Annotated in this window: 24 protein-coding genes; 13 read left to right on the plus strand and 11 right to left on the minus strand. The window is 74.6% G+C overall.

Annotation, left to right across the window (positions count from 1 at the left end):
• Window positions 1-22: 22 nt before the first annotated feature.
• The 3 genes from ACGFI9_RS25675 to ACGFI9_RS25685 are packed head-to-tail and all read left to right on the plus strand — an operon-like array spanning window position 23 to window position 2,653.
• On the plus strand, window positions 23-721 hold the full coding sequence (locus ACGFI9_RS25675) for an SDR family oxidoreductase (RefSeq protein ID WP_393181699.1): 699 nt from the start codon (window positions 23-25) through the stop codon (window positions 719-721).
• On the plus strand, window positions 718-1,686 hold the full coding sequence (locus tag ACGFI9_RS25680; RefSeq protein WP_393181701.1) for a glycosyltransferase family 9 protein: 969 nt from the start codon (window positions 718-720) through the stop codon (window positions 1,684-1,686). Before ACGFI9_RS25675 ends, ACGFI9_RS25680 begins: the two co-directional genes overlap by 4 nt.
• Window positions 1,670-2,653 (plus strand): DNA topoisomerase IB, encoded by a 984-nt coding sequence (locus tag ACGFI9_RS25685; RefSeq protein ID WP_393181703.1) that lies wholly within the window; start codon window positions 1,670-1,672, stop codon window positions 2,651-2,653. The genes ACGFI9_RS25680 and ACGFI9_RS25685 overlap by 17 nt, the downstream gene beginning before the upstream one ends.
• Before the next feature lie 190 nt (window positions 2,654-2,843).
• Here the strand turns inward: ACGFI9_RS25685 and ACGFI9_RS25690 are convergent, their stop codons facing one another.
• The 6 genes from ACGFI9_RS25690 to ACGFI9_RS25715 form a co-directional block, all read right to left on the minus strand.
• The gene (locus ACGFI9_RS25690; RefSeq protein ID WP_393181705.1) at window positions 2,844-3,887 is read right to left on the minus strand and encodes a helix-turn-helix domain-containing protein; all 1,044 of its coding nucleotides are present in this window, start codon (window positions 3,885-3,887) and stop codon (window positions 2,844-2,846) included.
• A gap of 139 nt (window positions 3,888-4,026) precedes the next feature.
• Window positions 4,027-4,530, minus strand: a complete 504-nt coding sequence (locus tag ACGFI9_RS25695; RefSeq protein ID WP_393181707.1) for a hypothetical protein — start codon at window positions 4,528-4,530, stop codon at window positions 4,027-4,029.
• Between the two features lie 63 nt (window positions 4,531-4,593).
• Window positions 4,594-6,225: a RecQ family ATP-dependent DNA helicase gene (locus tag ACGFI9_RS25700; protein ID WP_393181708.1), complete on the minus strand. Its 1,632-nt coding sequence runs from the start codon at window positions 6,223-6,225 to the stop codon at window positions 4,594-4,596.
• Window positions 6,226-6,272: 47 nt separating this feature from the next.
• Window positions 6,273-6,602 carry a hypothetical protein gene (locus ACGFI9_RS25705; protein ID WP_393181710.1) on the minus strand — a complete coding sequence of 110 codons (330 nt, stop codon included), beginning with the start codon at window positions 6,600-6,602 and terminating at the stop codon, window positions 6,273-6,275.
• 70 nt (window positions 6,603-6,672) lie between these two features.
• A complete protein-coding gene (locus ACGFI9_RS25710; RefSeq protein ID WP_393181712.1) occupies window positions 6,673-7,623 on the minus strand; it encodes a TIGR03557 family F420-dependent LLM class oxidoreductase in 951 nt (316 codons plus the stop codon).
• Window positions 7,624-7,701: 78 nt separating this feature from the next.
• Window positions 7,702-7,824: a hypothetical protein gene (locus tag ACGFI9_RS25715; RefSeq protein WP_393181713.1), complete on the minus strand. Its 123-nt coding sequence runs from the start codon at window positions 7,822-7,824 to the stop codon at window positions 7,702-7,704.
• Window positions 7,825-7,960: 136 nt separating this feature from the next.
• Here ACGFI9_RS25715 and ACGFI9_RS25720 point away from each other — a divergent pair, with 136 nt between their 5' ends.
• Complete coding sequence (locus tag ACGFI9_RS25720; RefSeq protein ID WP_393181715.1) at window positions 7,961-9,460, plus strand: glycoside hydrolase family 3 protein; 1,500 nt, start codon at window positions 7,961-7,963, stop codon at window positions 9,458-9,460.
• 55 nt (window positions 9,461-9,515) lie between these two features.
• Here ACGFI9_RS25720 and ACGFI9_RS25725 read toward each other — a convergent pair whose 3' ends face one another.
• Together ACGFI9_RS25725 and ACGFI9_RS25730 are read right to left on the minus strand one after the other, a co-directional pair.
• A complete protein-coding gene (locus ACGFI9_RS25725) occupies window positions 9,516-9,803 on the minus strand; it encodes a GNAT family N-acetyltransferase (protein WP_393181717.1) in 288 nt (95 codons plus the stop codon).
• Window positions 9,800-11,026, minus strand: coding sequence for a cysteine desulfurase-like protein (locus ACGFI9_RS25730; RefSeq protein ID WP_393181719.1), 1,227 nt, complete (start codon window positions 11,024-11,026; stop codon window positions 9,800-9,802). Before ACGFI9_RS25730 ends, ACGFI9_RS25725 begins: the two co-directional genes overlap by 4 nt.
• A gap of 112 nt (window positions 11,027-11,138) precedes the next feature.
• Between ACGFI9_RS25730 and ACGFI9_RS25735 the strand changes: the two genes are divergently transcribed.
• The 7 genes from ACGFI9_RS25735 (at window position 11,139) to ACGFI9_RS25765 (ending at window position 15,506) form a co-directional block, all read left to right on the plus strand.
• Window positions 11,139-11,504: a hypothetical protein gene (locus tag ACGFI9_RS25735; RefSeq protein WP_393181720.1), complete on the plus strand. Its 366-nt coding sequence runs from the start codon at window positions 11,139-11,141 to the stop codon at window positions 11,502-11,504.
• Between the two features lie 63 nt (window positions 11,505-11,567).
• The gene (locus tag ACGFI9_RS25740; protein ID WP_393181722.1) at window positions 11,568-12,392 is read left to right on the plus strand and encodes a DUF1206 domain-containing protein; all 825 of its coding nucleotides are present in this window, start codon (window positions 11,568-11,570) and stop codon (window positions 12,390-12,392) included.
• Between the two features lie 77 nt (window positions 12,393-12,469).
• Window positions 12,470-13,666, plus strand: a complete 1,197-nt coding sequence (locus ACGFI9_RS25745) for a mechanosensitive ion channel family protein (protein WP_393181724.1) — start codon at window positions 12,470-12,472, stop codon at window positions 13,664-13,666.
• A gap of 307 nt (window positions 13,667-13,973) precedes the next feature.
• Complete coding sequence (locus tag ACGFI9_RS25750; RefSeq protein WP_393181726.1) at window positions 13,974-14,408, plus strand: phage holin family protein; 435 nt, start codon at window positions 13,974-13,976, stop codon at window positions 14,406-14,408.
• Window positions 14,405-14,746: a DUF3618 domain-containing protein gene (locus ACGFI9_RS25755; protein WP_393181727.1), complete on the plus strand. Its 342-nt coding sequence runs from the start codon at window positions 14,405-14,407 to the stop codon at window positions 14,744-14,746. Before ACGFI9_RS25750 ends, ACGFI9_RS25755 begins: the two co-directional genes overlap by 4 nt.
• Window positions 14,743-15,015: a DUF4235 domain-containing protein gene (locus tag ACGFI9_RS25760; protein WP_393181728.1), complete on the plus strand. Its 273-nt coding sequence runs from the start codon at window positions 14,743-14,745 to the stop codon at window positions 15,013-15,015. The genes ACGFI9_RS25755 and ACGFI9_RS25760 overlap by 4 nt, the downstream gene beginning before the upstream one ends.
• 287 nt (window positions 15,016-15,302) lie before the next feature.
• On the plus strand, window positions 15,303-15,506 hold the full coding sequence (locus ACGFI9_RS25765; RefSeq protein WP_007075740.1) for a cold-shock protein: 204 nt from the start codon (window positions 15,303-15,305) through the stop codon (window positions 15,504-15,506).
• 105 nt (window positions 15,507-15,611) lie between these two features.
• On the opposite strand, the gene ACGFI9_RS25770 is transcribed toward ACGFI9_RS25765, so the two are convergent.
• Together ACGFI9_RS25770 and ACGFI9_RS25775 are read right to left on the minus strand one after the other, a co-directional pair.
• Window positions 15,612-15,809, minus strand: coding sequence for a hypothetical protein (locus ACGFI9_RS25770; RefSeq protein ID WP_393181730.1), 198 nt, complete (start codon window positions 15,807-15,809; stop codon window positions 15,612-15,614).
• 91 nt (window positions 15,810-15,900) lie between these two features.
• On the minus strand, window positions 15,901-16,884 hold the full coding sequence (locus ACGFI9_RS25775; RefSeq protein ID WP_393181732.1) for an aldo/keto reductase: 984 nt from the start codon (window positions 16,882-16,884) through the stop codon (window positions 15,901-15,903).
• An 85-nt stretch (window positions 16,885-16,969) separates the two neighbouring features.
• Here ACGFI9_RS25775 and ACGFI9_RS25780 point away from each other — a divergent pair, with 85 nt between their 5' ends.
• On the plus strand, window positions 16,970-17,764 hold the full coding sequence (locus tag ACGFI9_RS25780) for a trans-aconitate 2-methyltransferase (RefSeq protein WP_393181733.1): 795 nt from the start codon (window positions 16,970-16,972) through the stop codon (window positions 17,762-17,764).
• Window positions 17,761-18,786 carry an adenosine deaminase gene (locus ACGFI9_RS25785; RefSeq protein WP_393181735.1) on the plus strand — a complete coding sequence of 342 codons (1,026 nt, stop codon included), beginning with the start codon at window positions 17,761-17,763 and terminating at the stop codon, window positions 18,784-18,786. The genes ACGFI9_RS25780 and ACGFI9_RS25785 overlap by 4 nt, the downstream gene beginning before the upstream one ends.
• On the opposite strand, the gene ACGFI9_RS25790 is transcribed toward ACGFI9_RS25785, so the two are convergent.
• Window positions 18,743-19,030 carry a hypothetical protein gene (locus ACGFI9_RS25790; RefSeq protein WP_393181737.1) on the minus strand — a complete coding sequence of 96 codons (288 nt, stop codon included), beginning with the start codon at window positions 19,028-19,030 and terminating at the stop codon, window positions 18,743-18,745. The genes ACGFI9_RS25785 and ACGFI9_RS25790 overlap by 44 nt on opposite strands.
• Window positions 19,031-19,220 lie beyond the last annotated feature (190 nt).

Consider the following 19,220-nt stretch of genomic DNA (forward strand, 5'->3'; position numbering starts at 1 on the left):
CCCAGCGAAGCGAGGCGACGGCATGAGCAGCAGTCCCGGGGCCGGCCCTGTCGTCCTGGTCACCGGCGGGTCGAGCGGGCTGGGCGCGGCGGTGGTCACCGCGGTGGCCCGGGCCGGCGGCCGCCCCCTCGTGCTGGACCGGCAGCGGCCGGGCGACGGGGTGCCGTGGGTCGAGTGCGACCTGGCCGACACCCGGGCCGCCGAGGCGGCCACCCGCGAGCTGGCGGAACGCTCCGGCGGCCTGGACGCCGTGGTGACCGCGGCCGGCATGGACGTCCCGGGGAAGCTGATCGACGTCCCGGCCGAGACCTGGGAACGGATCGTCACGGTGGACCTGCTCGCCACCGCGGCGGTGATCCGGGCCGCGCTGCCCTACCTGGAGGCGTCCCGGGGCAGCATCGTCACCATCGCCTCCACCCTCGGGGTCAAGGCGGTCAGCGACGCCACCGCGTACTGCGCGGCCAAGTTCGGGGTGGTCGGCTTCACCCGGGCGCTCGCCGCCGAGCTGGCCGGCGCGGTCGGGGTCACCCTGCTCATCCCGGGCGGCATGCGCACCGCCTTCTTCGACGAGCGGGACGCCCAGTACCGCCCCGGCCCCGACGCCGCGCTCAACGAGCCGGCCGACACGGCCGCCGCCGTCATGTTCGCCCTCTCCCAGCCGGCCGGCTGCGCGGTCCGGGAGATGGTGGTCTGCGCCGAGCAGGAGTCGTCGTACCCGTGATCCTGGTGCTGCGGGCACTCGGGGTCGGCGACCTCGCGACGGCCGTGCCGGCGCTGCGCGGGCTGCGGGCCGGCCTCCCCGATCGGGAGCTGGTGCTGGCCGCGCCGGGCTGGCTGGCGCCGCTGGCCGACCTGGTCGGCGTGGTGGACCGGGTGCTGCCCACCGACGGCCTGGGCCGGCTGGCCTGGCCCGGGCAGCCGCCCGAGGTCGCGGTCAACCTGCACGGCCGGGGCCCGCAGTCGCACCGGATGCTGGCCGCCACCCGGCCGCGCCGGCTGCTCGCCTTTGCCAACGCCGAGGCCGGGCACCCGCACGGCCCGGTCTGGGACGAGGACGAGCACGAGGTCCGCCGCTGGTGCCGGCTGCTGCACGGGTACGGCCTGCCGGCCGACCCGGACGACCTGGCCCTGCGCCGCCCGGCCGCGGCCGGCGTCCCGGCCGGCGTCACCGTGCTGCACCCAGGCAGCAAGATCCGGGCGAAGCGCTGGCCGGCGCCGCGTTTCGCCGCGCTCGCCCGGGCGCTGGCCGGCCGCGGGCACCGGGTGGTGGTCACCGGCAGCGCGGACGAACGGGTGCTGGCCGACCGGGTGGCCGCCGCCGCCGGGCTGCCCCCGGAGGCGGTGCTCGCCGGCCGGACCGGCCTGGCCGAGCTGGCCGCCCTCGTCGCCGACGCCCGGCTGGTGGTCAGCGGGGACACCGGCGTGGCCCACCTGGCCACCGGGTACGGCACCGCCTCGGTGGTGCTCTTCGGCCCGGTGCCGGCGGCGCGCTGGGGGCCGCCGCCGGACCGTCCCCGGCACCGGGTGCTCGGGGTCACGCCCGGCCCCGGGACCGAGCGGGATTGGGCCGCCTCGGGTGGGGTAGATACCCATCCGACGTTGGCGGCCGTCGGTGTCGACGAGGTGCTGGCCGCCGTGGACGACGCGGAACGGGCGGTGCGGGTCTCCGGTGCGGTTGCGGCGTAGCGATCCGGGCCGGCCGGGGTACGGACGCCGGCGGCGCGGCAAGGGCTGGCTCTTCGTCGACGCGAAGGGCGACCCGGTCCGCGACCCGGACGAGCTGGCCCGGCTGCGCGACCTGGTGATCCCGCCGGCCTGGCAGGACGTGTGGATCTCGCCGTACCCGAACGGGCACATCCAGGCCACCGGGATCGACGCGGCCGGGCGCAAGCAGTACCTCTACCACCCGCTGTGGCGGCAGAAGCGGGACGAGGCCAAGTTCGACCACGTGCTGGAGGTGGCGCACCGGCTGCCGGTGCTGCGCGACCGGGTCGACCACGACCTGACGCTGCGCGGGCTGCGCCGGGAGCGGGTGCTGGCCACCGTCACCCGGCTGCTGGACCTGGGCATGTTCCGGGTCGGCAGCGACCAGTACGCCACCGGGGACGACCCCACCTTCGGCGTCTCCACCCTGCGGCCCGAGCACGCCCGCTCCCGCGGCGGCTGCGTGGTCTTCGAGTTCCCCGCGAAGGGCGGCATCGAGCAGGTACGCCGGATCGAGGACGCCGAGCTGTGCCGGGTGCTGACCAACCTGCGCCGCCGGCGACGCGGGCAGGAGCGCCTCTTCGGCTACTGGGACGGCCGGGCCTGGCGGGACGTGCGCAGCGACGAGGTCAACGACTACCTGCGCGACGCCAGCGGCGGGGAGATGACGGCGAAGGACTTCCGTACCTGGCACGCGACCGTGCTGGCCGCCGCCGAGCTGGCGACGGCCGGCGCGCAGCGCTCGGCCACGGCGCGCAAGCGGGCGGTCGCGGGGGTGATGCGCTCGGTCGCCGAGCTGCTCGGCAACACCCCCACGGTGGCGCGGACGTCCTACGTGGACCCGCGTGTGGTGGACCTCTACCACGACGGGGTGCTGGCCCCGGTCGCGCCGGACATGCCGCGCGAGGCGATGGAGAAGGTCGTCCTGGAGCTGCTGAAGGAGGCCTGACCGGCCCCGTCGCCGGTCCTGGGGGGAAGCACGACGGGGCCGGAGTCGGTGTGGCGCGTCCGGGAGGTCGACCGTCGCACGGCGGCGGCATCGGCACCGGGCGGCCGCCCGCGACGGACCGTCGCGGGCGCCACGCCACGGCCCCCCGATACCAGTGGGCCGCGCCGGTCACCCGGCAATCGGCCCACAATCAGTATGTCGGCTGCGAGTTGACCACGGACGCCGGAGTGTTGACGATGCGTGCCGCTTCCAGGTGCCGCATCCGGTACGCCTGCGGGGTCTCGGCGTACGCGGCCCGGAACGCCCGGCTGAAGTGGGCCTTGTCCCGGAACCCCCAGCGGCCGGCGATCTGCTGGACGGGCTGGTTCCGCAGCATCGGGTCGGTGAGGTCGAGGCGGCACCGCTCCAGCCGCTGGTCCCGGATGTACGCGGCCACGGTGGTCTCCTCGTCCTCGAAGAGCCGGTGCAGGGAGCGGACCGAGATGTGGTGCGCGTCGGCGATGGCCTGCGGGCTGAGCGCCGGCTCGCCGAGATGCTGGCGGATGTGGGCGTGGACCTGGGAGAGCAGGGCGCGGCGCCGTACCTCGGTGGGGACCTCGTCCTCGGAGACCAGGTGCCGGCCGAGCATGGTGGCGACCAGGTCCAGCCCGATGCCGGCCAGCCGCTCGGCGTCCGCCGCGTGGTACTGCTCCGGTCGGCTGCTGAGCTGGATCAGGTAGTCCGCCAGCAGCGCCCCGATCCCCTCGGTGCCGGACATCCGGCCGGCGAACAGCGGGGCGAGCCGGGCGCTGGACAGCGGCAGCGCGTCGTACGGGATGAAGGCCACCACGGAGCTGGCGTGCCGGAGCCCGTGGTCGTCGCCGTGGTGGCTCACCTCGTGCGGGCGGGAGCAGTCGTAGAAGGTGAACTCGCCGGGCTGGCAGCTGCTCTGCCGGCCCTGCTGCCCGGCGACCCCGGTGCCGGTCGTGGTCAGGGCGAGGCAGTAGTAGTCCGGGTCGGAGCGCTGAATCAGCTTCCGGGTCCGCACGCAGTCCACCGAGGGGTAGCGGTAGCGGACCAGGCGCAGCCGGCCCAGCTCGATGAACTCCGCCCGCGCCACGAAGTCGTCGGCGTGCGCGCTCCGCACCCGCAGCGGCGCGGGGGAGTCGGCGATCATGTCCAGCCACATCCCGAAGCGCTCCGGCGGCGGCACGTGCTCCGTGTCGAGGACGTGCCGCGGCAGCTTGGCGTCCATCAACGACCTCCCCCCGCGGTGCGTCAGCCGCTCCTGTCGAAGACGCCCCAGGCGGGTCGCGAGGCGACCGCCGTGGGGCGTCCGACATCCGTCATTGACGGCATCATCTCGTCTGTTGTCTGTCCGCGGGTACCGGGGGTCAGTCGTTGAGCACCTGGGACAGCCGGTCCCGGAAGCGCCGCTCCGAGTCGCTGACCACGTCGCCGCCGAGGCCGAGGAGGCCGCCGCTGGCGGCGGCGCTCACCACCTGCTCGGCGATCTCCACCAGCCAGTGCTTGTACGCCCCGGCCTGCCCCTCGTCCACCTTGGCGGCCAGCAGGGTGGCCGCCTGGCCGGCCCGGGCGAGCACGTCGTCGATCATCGCCTGCGGCTCGGCGGGCGTGATGACCGGCAGCTCGGCGCCGGCCTCGGGGTCACCCACCCGCGAGACCACCTCGCCGGCGACGGCGGCCACCAGCGGGCTGGCCGACTCCCGCCCCGCGGAGATGGTCTCCAGGCCGGCGGCGTTCTCGGCCATGGTGCGCTTGGTGCCGTCGGACTCGGCCGCGCTCGCCGCGGTGAGGACCGCCTGCGGCAGCCCGACCAGCAGGCCCCACTCCTCGTCGGAGAAACCGAACCCGGTGTACGCCGGCTGCTCGATCACGATCAAGCCCCTTTCGCCGTGGTCGTCGTTGTCGACGGGCACCGCCGCGGTGCCCGGGTCAGGCTAGTCGAGCGTCAGCAGGCCCTGTTCGGACACCACGGGCACGGACAGCGTCTTGTAGCCCACCTCGTCGAAGAGCACCGTCATCCGGTCCTCCTCGTAGCTGAGCACCAGGCCGGGGCCCCACTCCGGGTGCCGCACCTGGCTGTGCACCGGGAACGGCCCGACCGCCCGGTCGTCGGCGACGCTGGTGCCGGCGTGGCAGTTGTCGCAGTGCCCGCAGACCTCGTGCATCTGCTCGCCGAAGTACGCCAGCAGCGCCTGGCCGCGGCAGCCGGTGGTCTCGGCGAAGGCGCGCATCATGTCGGTACGCGACCGGGTGACCGCCTGCTGCCGTTCCGCCTCGGCGAGCGCCGCCCGGCCGGACTCGGCGGCCTTCGGGGCGTACCGGGGGGCGCCGACGCGCTGGCGGGGGCGGGGCTCGGCGGCGCCGATCTGCTCCAGCAGGGACAGGTACTGGCCGAGCTTGCGGGGGCCGAGGCCGGTCAGCTCGCGCAGTTCCTTCCTGCTCCGCGCCTTCGTACGCAGCAGCGCGGCGAGTTCCCGCAGCTCCCGCTCGTCCGGTAGGCCGCCGGTGAAGTACCGCTGGAGGCCGACGTCCTCGGCCCGCCACAGCAGCAGCACCCGGGCCGGCTCGCCGTCCCGGCCGGCGCGGCCGATCTCCTGGAAGTAGCTGTCCGGGGAGTCGGGCAGCGCCACGTGCACCACCCAGGCGATGTTCGGCTTGTCGATGCCCATGCCGAACGCCGAGGTCGCCACCATGATCGGCACCTGGTCGGCGAGGAACGCCTCGTGCAGTTCATGGCGGTCGTTGGTGGACATGCCGCCGTGGTAGTACTGCGCCGGGAAGCCGGCGTCGGTCAGCCGTCCCGCCAGCTCCTCGGCGGCCCGGCGGGTCGGCACGTAGATGATGCCGGGGCGCTCGTCGTCGCGGAGCAGCGCGATCAGCCGCCGCCACCGGTAGTCGTCGGTCGGGCAGTGCGCCACCTCGAGGAAGAGGTTCGGCCGGTCCAGCCCGGAGACCACCACCTCGGGGTCGCGCAGGCGGAGCCGGGCGATGATGTCGTCGCGTACCGGCGGGGAGGCGGTGGCGGTCAGGGCCACCACCGGCGGCCGGCCGATGCCCTCGATCAGGTGCCCGAGGGCCAGGTAGTCCGGGCGGAAGTCGTGCCCCCAGGCGGAGATGCAGTGCGCCTCGTCGACCGCCACCAGGGCCGGCCGCAGCGAGCGGACCTCGGCCGTCCGGTCCGGGTTGCTCAGCGCCTCCGGGGTGATGAACAGGAACTCGGCCCGGCCCCGGCGGATCTCGTCGATCGCCTCGGCCTGCTGTGGGGCGGTCTCGTCGGAGCTGATCCGGACCGCCCGCAGCTCGGGGCGTTGCCGTTCGTTGAGCGCCGCGATCTGGTCCTGCTGCAGGGCCAGCAGCGGCGAGATGACCACCGTGGGGCCGGGGATCAGGCTCGCCGGGATCTGGTAGATCGCCGACTTGCCGGCGCCGGTGGGCAGCACCACCAGGGCGTCGCGTCGCTTCATGACCGCGCGCATGGCGGCCAGTTGGTTGGGCCGGAGCGTGGTCCAGCCGAAGAGGCTGCGCGCCGCGCGGCGCAACGTCGTGGAGTGCGTGGTCAGTTTCATCAGTGGCCGCAGGTACCCCCGGCGATCACCCCCGAAACCGCGTCGGCTCACCCCACCAGGGGGGCGAGCGCGACCAGGGCGAGGATCACCGCGAAGACGCCGGCGAGGTAGCCCGCCGCGCACGGCCGCGCGGCCGGCTTGAAGAGCGCGACCAGCGCGGTGAGCAGCAGCCCCACGTCCACGAGCAGCAGCGCGCCCGCGCCGAGGGTGAGGACGTCGAACCCGCTGTCCGGGCCGGCGGTCGCGGTGAAGGTGTGGACGTAGCGGAGGAGCAGCAGCGGCGGTGCCGCGTTGAGCAGCACCGCGGGCAGGAACCCGGCCAGTGCCACGAGCAGTGGTCGCCCCGGCTGTCCGGTCGCCGTCGTCGCGTGGGTCATGCCGCCACCTCCGGGGAGCACCGTACCGGCGGACGCGCCGCGCGCGCGACGCGCTGATTGCCCCGTGCGGTCAGCGCAGCCGGGGCAGCACCTCGCGCTGGTAGAGGTCGAACAGGCCCTGCCAGTGCGGCCCGGTGTTGGCCACGTAGACCTCGTCGAAGCCGGCCTTGGCGTACTTGTCGATCATCTCGAGGTGCGCGTCGGCGCTGTTGCCGCAGACGAACGACTCCTTCATCATCTCGGGTCGGACCAGTTGGGCGGCCTGCTCGAAGTGGCGCGGGGAGGGGAGCACCTGGGACAGTTCGCCCGGCACCCCGGCGTTCGGCCACCTCTCGTACGCGATCCGCGCGCCCTCGTCCGCGCTGTCGGCGTACGCCGCCTTGAAGCCGGCCTGGCACGGCTTGTCCCCGCCGCCGGCGTCCCGGAACCGGCGGACCATCTCCGCGTCCGGCTTGGTGCTGATGTAGCCGTCGCCGATCCGGGCGGCCAGCTCGATCGACTTCGAGCCGAAGCCGGAGACGTAGATCGGCGGGGGCGTGTCCGGCCGGGTGTAGATCCGGGCGTGCTCGACGGTGTAGTGCCTGCCGTGGTGGTTGACGAAGCTCCCGCGCCACAGCTCGCGGATCACCTCGACGGCCTCGGCCAGCATCTCCAGCCGGACGTCGGCCTGCGGCCACGCGGCCCCGAGGATGTGCTCGTTGAGCGCCTCGCCGGTGCCCACCCCGAGCACGAACCGGCCCTCGTGCAGCACCGCGCTGGTCGCCGCGGCCTGCGCGATGACCGCCGGGTGGATGCGCATGGTGGGGCAGGTGACCGCCGTGGTCACCGGCAGCCGGCAGACCTGGCTGAGCGCGCCGATGGTGGACCAGACGAAGGGGCTCTGGCCCTGCGCCTCCACCCACGGGTGGTAGTGGTCGGAGATCCACAGTGCCTCGAAGCCGGCCCGCTCCGCGCCGCGGGCCTGTGCCAGCAGCTCCGCCGGGGCGTACTCCTCGCTGGACAGAAAGTAGCCGATCTTCACCGATTCCCCCTCGCCGGTCCGGTGCACGGTACGGACAACGATCGCCGTACCCCGACGGAACGGGGTCCGAACACCCGGTCAGCGGCGGAACATCGCGCGGATCGCGATCAGCAGGAAGAGGCCCCCCACCACCAGGCCGAGCAGGCGTACGCCGGGGATGTCGGCGGCGGTGGTGGCGTCGGCGAGCAGCGCGGCGGGCATGCTCGCACTCTCCCACGGGCGGTCCGGGTCCGCCAGCAGCTAACAGTTAGGAATGTTGACTATTTAGGGACGCGGGTGTGACCATGTCAGCACCGCCGGGGCGGCGGGCCGTGGGGAGACGGGGGTACGACAGCGCATGAGCGAGCGGATCGTGGGAGCGAGCCCAGACCTGGCGGCCCTGGCCGCCGCCGTCCTGCAACCCGGGTTCGTCGGCACCACCCCGCCACCCTGGATCTGCCGCTGGCTGGGCGAGGGGCTCGGCTCGGTCGTCCTGTTCGCCCGCAACGTCGTCGACCACGAACAGCTCGCCGCGCTCACCGCGACCCTGCGGGCCGAGCGGGCCGACGTGATCGTCGCGATCGACGAGGAGGCCGGCGACGTCACCCGGATCGAGTCGGCCCGGGGCAGCTCGCGACCCGGCAACTTCGCCCTCGGCGCGGTCGACGACGAGGTCCTCACCGAGGAGGTGGCCAGGGACCTCGGCACCGAGCTGGCCGCCCTGGGCGTCACCCTCGACTACGCCCCGGACGCCGACGTCAACTCCAACCCGGCCAACCCGGTGATCGGGGTCCGCTCGTTCGGCCCCGACCCGGCCCTGGTGGCCCGGCACACCGCCGCCTGGGTACGCGGGCTCCAGTCCGGCGGCGTGGCCGCCTGCGCCAAGCACTTCCCCGGCCACGGGGACACCCGGGTCGACTCGCACCACGACCTGCCCCGCATCGGCGGCGACCGGGCCCGCCTGGACGCGGTCGAGCTGGCCCCGTTCCGGGCCGCGGTGGCCGCCGGGGTGCAGGCGGTGATGACCGGACACCTGCTGGTGCCGGCGCTCGACCCGGAGCTGCCGGCCACCCTCAGCCCGCGCATCCTCGGCGGGCTGCTCCGGGACGAGCTGGGCTTCCAGGGGGTGGTGGTGACCGACGCGGTGGAGATGCGGGCGGTCGCCGACCGATACGGCTTCGCCGGCGCCGCGGTGCGCGCCCTCGCCGCCGGGGCGGACGCGATCTGCGTGGGCGGGGAGCGGGCCACCGAGGCGGACGCGGCGCAGCTGCGGGACGCGATCGTCGCCGCGGTCGTCGCCGGGAAGCTGCCCGAGGAGCGGCTGGCCGAGGCGGCGAAGCGGGTCGGCCAGCTCGCCGCGTGGAGCGTCACCGCGCGGGCCCACCGGCCGGCCGTGGTCCGGGGCGGCGACGGCTCGGCGGTCGGGCTGGCCGCCGCCCGCCGGGCGCTACGGATCGCCGCCGGGTCCGGGGGGCTGCCCCTGGCCGCGCCGGCGCACGTCGTGGAGTTCGCCCCGCCCCGCAACATCGCGATCGGCGAGGAGACCCCGTGGGGGATCGCCGCGCCACTGGCCGGGCTCGTGCCGGGCACCACCACCGCCCGGTACGCCGAGGGGGACGTCCCGGCCGACCCGGCCGCCGGATCGGCCGGCCGCCCGCTGGTGCTGGTGGTCCGCGACCTGCACCGGCACGAGTGGATGCGGGCGGCGGTCAGCCGGACCCTGGCCGCCCGGCCGGACGCGGTGGTGGTCGAGCTGGGGGTGCCCGAGCTGGTCACCGGCGCGGTGCACGTGGCCACCCACGGCGCCACCCGGGCGGCCGCCCGGGCCGCCGCGGAACTCCTCGCCGGCACCCGCTGACCGCGCCCGGCCCCGCTCGGCTGGTCGGACGGCGCGACCCGGAACCGGCGGGTGCTCAGGGCTCGGGCACGACCAGGTCGGCGTAGGCCGGGTGCCGCTGGATGAACGCGGCCATGAACGGGCACTTCGGCACCACCCGGCCGCCGCGGGCGCGGATCTGGTCCAGGGTGCCCTGGATCAGCGCCGCGCCCACGCCCATGCCCTGGTAGGGCTCGTCCACCTCGGTGTGGGTGAAGACCAGCACCTCGCCCTGCGGCAGGTACGCGGTGAACCCGGCCAGCGCGTCGTCGACCAGGATCTCGAACCGCCGCTTCGCGGGGTTCTCCTCGACCAGGAAACTCACCGGGTCATTCTCTCCCCGGGACCGGCCAGCCGGTCCAGTTCGGCCAGCAACCGGTCCACCTCCTCGACGGTGTTGTAGTGGTAGACGCTGGCCCGGACCGCCCCGCCGCTGTCCCGCAGCCCCATCGTGCGGAAGTACTCGTAGGCGTAGTAGTCGCCGGAGGAGAGGCAGAGGCCGGCCGCGCCCAGCAGCGCCGCGGTCTTCGCCGGGGCCAGCCCGGCGACCCGGAACGACACCGTGGGGCAGCGCCGGGCCGGCGAGCCGTACACGGTGACGGCCGGGCGCGCGGCCAGCCCGGCGAGCAGCCGGTCGAAGACCTCCTCCTCGTGCGCCTGGGCGGCGGCCATGCCGGCCCGGACCCGGTCCCGGCGGCTGCCGGTCGCCGTCGGGTCGAGGGTGGCCAGGTGGTCGACGGCGGCGGCCACCCCGGCCAGCAGCGGGAAGCTCGGCGTGCCGTACTCGAACCGGTCCGGGACCGTGTCGGAGGAGGGGAGCAGCTTCGCCGGGCGCAGCGTCTCCCACCGGGCCGGGTCGGCGACCATCGCCGCCAGGTGCGGCCCCGACCACTTGTACGCGCTGGTGACCAGGAAGTCCGCGCCGAGCGAGGTCAGGTCGGTGGGGCCGTGCGGCACCGCGTGCACGCCGTCCACGCAGACCAGCGCGCCGGCCGCGTGCGCGATCTTGGCGATCGACGCCACGTCCGGCGTGGTGCCGATCGCGTTGCTGCCGGCGGTCACCGCGACCAGCCGGGTGCGCTCGCCGACCAGGTCGGCGTACTGCCCGGCGGGCAGCTCGCCGGTCGCCGGGTCGAACTCGGCCCAGCGGACGGTCGCGCCGGCGGCCTCCGCCGCCTGCACCCACGGCCGGACGTTGGCATCGTGGTCCAGCCGGGAGACCACCACCTCGTCACCCGGGCGCCAGCCCGCGCCGAGGGTCCGGGCCAGGGTGTACGTCAGCGCGGTGGCGCTCGGCCCGAGCACCACGCCCGCGGGCTGCCCGCCGACCAGGTCGGCCACCGCCGAGCGGGCCGCGGCGACCAGGTCCAGCGACCGCCGGCCGGGGACGAAGGCACTGCTGCGGTTGCCGGTCGCGGCGCGCATCGCGGCGGCCACCGCGTCGATCACCGGCTGGGCGGTCTGGGTGCCGCCGGCCCCGTCGAAGTGGACGAATCCCTCGGTCAGGGCGGGGTACGCCTCCCGGGCGCGGGCGATGTCGAAGGGCATGCCGGGACCCTAGCGTGCAAGGAAGGGCCCCCTTCTAACGCCTGGCGAGGGTAAAGGGCCCCCTCCTTACGTGCCTTCGGGTGGGTGGCCGGTGTCTCGTACCCTTGCTCGGGTGACGAACCGACGCGTATCCCCCTCGCCGACCCCCGTCCGTCGCGTTGCCGGCCTGCTGGCCGGCCTCGCCCTCGGCGCCGCGCTGCTGGCTGGGTGCAGCTCGGAGGGCGCCTCCACCGACTGCGGCCTGGACTCCTGCACGGTCACCTTCGACCGGGGCGTCGAGGCCAGCGCGACCATCCTCGGCGTCGAGGCGAAGCTGGTCGGCGCGCAGGGCGACCAGGTGACCGTCGAGGTCGCCGGCGAGCAGCTCTCGCTCACCGTGGGCCAGCAGGCCACCGAGGTGGGCGGCTTCCAGGTGAGCCTGGACAGCGTCACCGACCAGCAGGTGGTCATCCGGGTGGCGCGCAACCCCAACAGCTGATCCGCCGGCCCGGGCGGCGGCGGCCGACGTTTGGAAATCTTCGCATCGGGAGATTGTGGCGCCATGTCACTCACCCGGAACGCCGGAGCCACCGCCGCCCAGGCCGGACACAGCAGATGGCTCGAACTGTTGACCCGGGCCGGTTTCATCGGCTACGGGGTGGTGCACCTCCTGTTCGCCTGGCTCGCGCTGCAGATCGCCTTCGACCGGTCGTCCGGCGAGGAGGCCAACCAGAACGGCGCCCTGCGGACGCTCGGTGCCCAGCCGCTCGGCAAGTTCCTGCTCGTCACGATCGCCGTCGGGCTGTTCGCGATGGCGATCTGGCAGGCGTTCGAGGCCGTGATCGGCCACCGCTTCCTGCGCGGCAAGGAGAAGCTCTTCGAGCGGACCGCCCCCGTCGCGCGCACCATCGTCTTCGTCTGGCTCGGCTGGACCGCGATCAAGGTGTTCCAGGACGCCAGCGCCAACGCCTCCCAACAGCAGCAACAGCTCTCCGAGAAGCTGATGGCCTCCACCGGCGGCCGGTGGCTGGTCGGGCTGGCCGGCCTGGTGATCGCCGCCATCGGCATCGGCATGGTCGTCTACGGCCTCCGGAAGAAGTTCGAGCGGAACCTCAAGACCGGCGAGATGAGCCCCCGGACGCACACCTTGGCCCGCCGGCTCGGCATGGCCGGGTACGCCGCCCGGGGCGCGGTCATCGCCCTCGCCGGCCTGCTGATCGTGGTGGCGGCGGCCCGGTACGACCCGGAGAAGGCCCGGGGCCTGGACGCGGCCCTGCGCACCCTGCGCGACCAGTCGTACGGGCCGGTGCTGCTGACGCTCGCCGCGCTCGGCATCGCCGCCTTCGGGATCTACTGCTTCCTCCAGTCCCGGTACCGCCGGGTCTGATCCTGGTCGATACCTGGACCACCGGGCACCATTGGGCCTTTGCCCGATCCGTCCCCGGTTGGAGGGAGAACGAGTCCGTGCAGAGCTACCTCGGAACGGGCGTCGCCGCAGTCGCCGCGGCGGCGGCCGCTCTGCTGCTGGTCGGGGTGGTGCACCGGGTGATCCGCCGGCTCGGCCGGCGGTCGGTGCTGATGACCGAGCTCACCGAGCACTCGCACCGGCCCTTCCGGGTGGCGGTGACCGTGCTCGCCGTGCAGCTCGCCGTCCGGTTCAGCACCCTGTACGCGGTCGGCAGCCCGTGGCGGCAGGTCCTCCTGCACGCCCTGGTGCTGGCCCTGATCGCGGCGACGGCCTGGCTGGTCGCCTCGCTGCTGGTGGTGATCGAGGACACGGCGCTGGCCCGGTTCCGGGTGGACGTGCCGAACAACCGGCACGCCCGCCGGGTGCGTACCCAGGTGGTGCTGCTGCGCCGGCTGACCATCGCGGTGATCGTGGTGCTCGCCCTCGGCGTGATGCTGATGACCTTCCCCGCCGTACGCGGCATCGGCGCGGGCGTGCTGACCAGCGCCGGTGTGGTCGGTGTGGTCGCCGCCCTCGCGGCGCAGAGCCTGCTCGGCAACGTCCTCGCCGGCCTCCAGCTCGCCTTCAGCGACGCGGTACGCCTGGACGACGTGGTCGTGGTGGAGGGGGAGTGGGGCCGGATCGAGGAGCTGACCCTCAGCTACGTGGTGGTGCAGATCTGGGACGACCGCCGACTGATCCTGCCCACCTCCTACTTCACCAGCACCCCCTTCCAGAACTGGACCCGGACCGAGGCGGCGGTGCTCGGCACCGCCGAGTTCGACGTCGACTGGGCCATCCCCGTGCAGGCGATGCGGGAGGAGCTGCGCCGGCTCTGCGAGAGCACCGAGCTGTGGGACGGCCGGGTCTGCGTGCTCCAGGTGACCGACGCGACCGGCGGCATGGTCAAACTCCGCGCCCTGGTCAGCGCCGCCGACGCCGGCAGCCTCTGGGACCTGCGCTGCCTGGTCCGCGAGCACCTGGTGTCCTGGATCCGCGACCAGCGACCGACCGCGCTGCCCCGGGTGCGGGCCGAGGTGGGGGACGCCTCGGCGCCGCTGCCGTGGCAGGCGGTGACGCCGCGCCGGACGATCCGCCGCCGGCCCGACACCGAGATCCCGGACGACGCCCGGGTCTTCGGCGGCAGCGACGACGGCGAGGCGCGCAGCGAGGCCTTCGTCGGCCCGGACGAGCCCGCCGACGCCCGCCGCTGACTCCGTACCACCCCGCAGCCCCCGGCCGCCCACGGCGCCGGGGGCTGTTCCGTCCGGCGGTGAGTGACCTGGACCGGGGCGTACCCGTTGCACCTGCCGGACGGGGGACGCCGGTGGCGGGACATTCGGCTCCGGTGGGTTTGTTCCGCCCGTTCCGGGGGACCTGCTGCGCACGCCCCGGCTCCGGTCCGCCCCCGGGTGGGCCGGACGTCCGGTGGCGCGCGGCCGGGCCGACCGGCCGTTCCGCGCAGGATTGACGGGCGGCGACTCCGGGCATACAGCGCGGTGATGATGAAAGGAGGACAGCATGGCTGACGTCGCGAGTCGCAGCACGTCGCGGACCGGGAGCGAGCCGTCCACCGCCGAACTGGTGCAGCGGGCCACGGAGCAGGTCTCCCGCCTGGTGCGGGACGAGCTGGCCCTGGCCCGGGCGGAGCTGACCCAGAAGGGCAGGCACGCGGGTATCGGGATCGGCCTGTTCGGCGGCGGCGGGGTGATGGCCCTCTACGGCGCCGGCGCGCTGGTCGCCGCGGTGATCCTGCTGCTGGCGCTGGCGATGCCCGCCTGGCTGGCCGCCCTGATCGTGGCGGTGGCGCTCTTCCTGCTCGCCGGGATCCTCGCGCTGGTCGGGAAGAAGCAGGTCAGCCGTGCCGTCCCGCCGGTGCCGGAGGCGACGGTCCGCAGCGTCCGGGCGGACGTGGACACCGTCACCGCCGCGGTGAAGGACGGGAGGCGGGCATGACCGGCAACGGGACCGGGGACGTGGCGGCGCTCCGCGAGGAGATCCGCCGGACCCGGGTGGAGCTGGGCGAGACGATGGAACTGCTGGCCGCCAGGGCCGACGTCAAGGCCCTGATGCGGCAGTCCGCCGAGCAGGCGAAGGCGCGGATGCGCCAACAGGCGGCGCTGACCATGGCCCGGGTGCGCGGGCGGGCGGCGCAGCGGGCCCGGCTGGCCCGGGCGCAGGCGTACCAGAAGGCGGGGACGGTCGCGCGCGGGCCGCTGCCGTGGGCGGCCGTGGCGGCCGGCGCGGTGGCCGGCGCGGTGGTGCTGTTGATCATCCGGGGGAGGCGCAGGTGAGCAACCGGATCGGCAAGGCCGCGTACAAGCCGGTCGGGGTGCTGCTCGGGCTGGCCGCCGGTACGGTCGCCGGGGTCATCTTCCGGCAGGTTTGGAAGATCACGGCGGGCGACGGCGAGGCGCCCAGCGCCACCGACGAGGACCGCGGCTGGGGCGAGATCCTGGCTGCCGCGGCGTTGCAGGGCGCGATCTTCGCGGTCGTCCGGGCCGCCGTGGACCGGGGTGGCGCGGTCGGCGTACGCCGGCTCACCGGCCGCTGGCCCGACTGACCTCCGCGCGTGTCGGCCCCTTTCCCGCACCCGGGAAGGGGGCCTTTCGCATGGTCCACCCCGGTCCGCCCAGTGGAGCCGCCGCAACCGTCAGGTCACATGTCGGAGAATTTCGTCGGGTAGGCTGTGCAGAGTTTTTGCGTACGTGGTTTGCTGTCTCACGCTGTTGAGAGACGCGTGGGTTGAGAGAAGTCTCCTTCACCGGGGGCCGCCTCAGGCGCCGCTGCTCGAAAACGGCCAATCGGCCGCACGGCGTGCTCGGCCGCCAGTTTTAGAAGGAGATACACATGGCGCAGGGAACCGTGAAGTGGTTCAACGCTGACAAGGGCTTCGGCTTCATCACCGTCGACGGCGGGGGTGCTGACGTGTTCGTCCACTTCTCGGCCATCCAGACCAGCGGCTACCGCACGCTGGAGGAGAACCAGCGGGTGGAGTTCGAGATCGCCCAGGGTCAGAAGGGTCCGCAGGCCGAGCAGGTCCGCCCCATCTGAGCTACCGGGCCGGCCACGCCGGCCGGCGCGAAGCCCCGTGTCCTGTTTCGGGATGCGGGGCTTTTCCGTATTCCGTGGACCTTTTCGAATGCGGCCGTGCCGGCTTCAGCCCCGCCGGCGGCGGGCCCGCAGCCCGTACCAGAGCGCGACGAGTCCGATCAGGACCAGCACCGGACCGATCAGCGCCCAGATCCGCTGGCCGGTCATCACGCTGCCGTCCACGTAGCCCAGCCCCTGCACGGTCCAGAGCGCGCCCACCACGACGGCCAGCAGCCCCACGGTGAGCCGGAACCAGCCCCTCATCGTTTCCCCTCCGACGATGCCCGCCCGGCTCCAGCATGCCCGCCGGCACCGGCTCCCGGCGACGCCGCGCCGCGGGGCCGGCGGGCCGGGGTCACCACCGGTCGTGCACCTGCGGCCGGATCAGCTCGTCGTACGTCGCGCGGACGGCGGCCAGCTCCACCTCGGTCAGCGGCGGCAGTTCGGCCGCGGCGGCGTTGCGCCGGGCCTGCTCGGCGTCGCGCGCGCCGGGGATGACCACGGTGACGCCCGGCTGGTCGAGGATCCACCGGAGCGCGAACTGGGCCATGGTGCGGTCGGCGCCGACCAGCGGGGCGAGCCGGCGGACGGCGGTCAGCCCGAGGTCGTAGTCCACACCGGAGAAGGTCTCACCGACGTCGAAGGACTCGCCGTGCCGGTTGAAGTTCCGGTGGTCGTTCGCGGGGAAGGTGGTGTGCTCGTCGTACCGGCCGGAGAGCAGGCCGCTGGCCAGCGGCACCCGGGCGATGATGCCGACCCCGGCCGCCTGCGCGGCCGGCAGCACCCGCTCCAGGGGCTTGTGCCGGACCGCGTTGAGGATGATCTGCACGCTGGCCACCCCGGGCCGGGCGATGGCGGTGAGCGCCTGGTCGCAGGTCTCCACGCTGACCCCGTAGCCGGCGATCCGCTTCTCCGCGACCAGGGTGTCCAGGGCGTCGTACACCCGGTCGTCGGCGAAGACCGGGGTGGGCGGGCAGTGCAGCTGCACCAGGTCGAGGGTCTCCACGCCGAGGTTGGCCCGGGACCGGTCGGTCCAGGCCCGGAAGTTCTCCAGGGTGTACGCCTCCGGCGTCTGCGGCACCCGCCGGCCCATCTTGGTGGCGACGGTGAGCCCGTGCCCGGGGTGTTCGCGCAGGAACCGGCCGATCAGCCGCTCGCTGCGACCGTCGCCGTACACGTCGGCGGTGTCGAGGAAGGTGACGCCGGCGTCGACGGCGGCGGCCAGGACGTCCAGGGCGGCGCTCTCGCTCACCTCACCCCAGTCGGCGCCGAGCTGCCAGGCACCGAGCCCGATGCTGCCGACGTGCCGGCCGAGCCGGTCGAAGCTGCGCTGTTCCATCCGTCCGAGCCTAGTGATGCCCTTGCGCGCGCCGCGCGTCGGGCCGTACGGTCCAACAAGACGTACGTACGGTTTGGAGGCCGTCATGTGGGACCCGACCACCTATCTGCGCTACGGCGACGAGCGCTCCCGGCCCTTCCACGACCTGCTCGCCCGGGTCCCGGCGCAGCGCCCCCGGGCCGTGGTGGACCTCGGCTGCGGCCCCGGCGCGCTCACCGCCACCCTCGCCGAGCGCTGGCCGGACGCCCGGGTGAGCGGCCTCGACTCCGCCCCGGAGATGGTCGAACGGGCGGTCGCGCTGGCCGCCCCGGTCAGCTTCGCCGTCGGGGACGTCCGGTCCTGGCACCCGGAGCCGGACGTGGACGTGGTGGTCTGCAACGCGGTGCTCCAGTGGGTGCCCGACCACCAGGCGCTGCTCACCCGCTGGGCCGCCGAGCTGCCCGCCGGGGCCTGGCTGGCGTTCCAGGTGCCGGGGAACTTCGCCGCTCCCTCGCACCGGGCCCTGCGCGAGGTCGCCGGGCGGGACCGCTGGCGCGACACGCTGACCCCGCTGCTGCGCGAGGCGCCCGTCGACGAGCCGGTCGACTACGCCGCGCTGCTGGTCGGTGCCGGCTGCGCGGTCGACGCCTGGGAGACTACCTACGTGCACCTGCTCCCGGCCGCCGCCGACGCGGACCATCCGGTGCTGGCCTGGATGGAGGGGACCGCGCTGCGCCCGGTCCGGGCCGCGCTGGACGCCGCCGGCTGGGCGGACTTCCGCGCCGAGCTGGGGGTACGCCTCGCCGAGGCGTACCCGGTGCGGCAGGGTCAGGTGTACTTCCCGTTCCGCCGGATCTTCGTGGTGGCCCGTACCGGCGCCCGCGCAGAGGAGAGCCTGTGACCGACCTGCCCACCTTCATCGCCGGACTGCCCAAGGTGGAGCTGCACGTGCACCACGTCGGCTCCGCCTCGCCCCGGATCGTCGCCGAGCTGGCCGCCCGGCACGAGGGGCGCAGCCCCGTGCCGGCCGACCCGGAGAAGCTCGCCGACTACTTCGCGTTCCGCGACTTCGCCCACTTCATCGAGGTCTACCTCAGCGTCGTGGACCTGATCCGGGACCCGGAGGACGTCTGGCTCCTCACCCACGAGGTGGCCCGGGAGCTGGCCCGGCAGCAGGTCCGGTACGCCGAGCTGACCGTCACGCCGTACTCGCACGTGCACCGGGGCATCCCCGCGCCGGCGTTCTGCGAGGCGATCGAGGACGCCCGCAAGCGGGCCGAGGCGGACTTCGGCATCGCCCTGCGCTGGTGCTTCGACATCCCCGGCGAGGCCGGCCTGCCGGCGGCCGAGGAGACCCTGCGGATCGCCCTCGAGGAGCGGCCGGACGGGCTGATCAGCTTCGGGCTGGGCGGCCCCGAGATCGGGGTGCCCCGGCCGCAGTTCAAGCCGTACTTCGACCAGGCCCGGGCGGCCGGGCTGCGCTCGGTGCCGCACGCCGGCGAGACCACCGGCCCGGAGACCATCTGGGACGCGCTGCGCGAGCTGGGTGCGGAGCGGATCGGCCACGGCATCGCCGCCGTGCTCGACCCGGAGTTGCTCACCTATCTCGCCGAGCGGCGGATCCCGCTGGAGGTCTGCCCCACCTCCAACGTCCGCACCCGGGCGGTGGCCAGCATCGAGGAGCACCCGCTGCCGCAGCTCGTCGAGGCCGGGCTGCTGGTCAGCATCAACTCCGACGACCCGCCGATGTTCGGCACCACCCTCAACGACGAGTACGCGGTCGCGGCCCGGCTGCTCGACCTCGGCCCGGAGGGGCTGGCCGCGCTGGCCCGGGACGCGGTCACCGCGTCGTTCCTGGAGCCCGGGGAGCAGGCCCGGATCAACGGCGAGATCGACGCCTACCTGGCGGCCGCGACACGCTGACCGGACGGGACGGCACCGGCCGCCGCGACACCCGCAGCGGCCGGCGTCGCCCGGACAGGGCCAGCCCGACGCCGGCCAGCGCGCCGACGGAGGTGGCCAGCCCGACCCCGAGCACGGGTGTGCCGGGGCCGGAGCGTCCCGGCCCGTACGCGAGCACCGGGTCCTGCCAGGCGGCGAGCGTGAGGGCGACACCCACCCCGAGCACGGCGGCCCAGCGGAGCAGGCGGCTGACGGTCGGCGTCATCACGGTCACCTCACGCCCGGGGTGCGGTTCGACGGGGAGTGGCGGGGGGGGGGGGGGGGGGGGGGGGGGGGGGCCCCCCCCCCCCCCCCCCCCCCCCGCCAGCGCGGCCTCCGTGTCGAGCCCTAGCGTGGGACCGGCGTACCGGATCGCGTCCCGGACCGCCACCAGCGCGGCCAGCCGGCCCCGGTCG

Origin of the sequence: Micromonospora sp. NPDC048930, assembly GCF_043197935.1 — a bacterium.
Lineage (GTDB): Bacteria > Actinomycetota > Actinomycetes > Mycobacteriales > Micromonosporaceae > Micromonospora.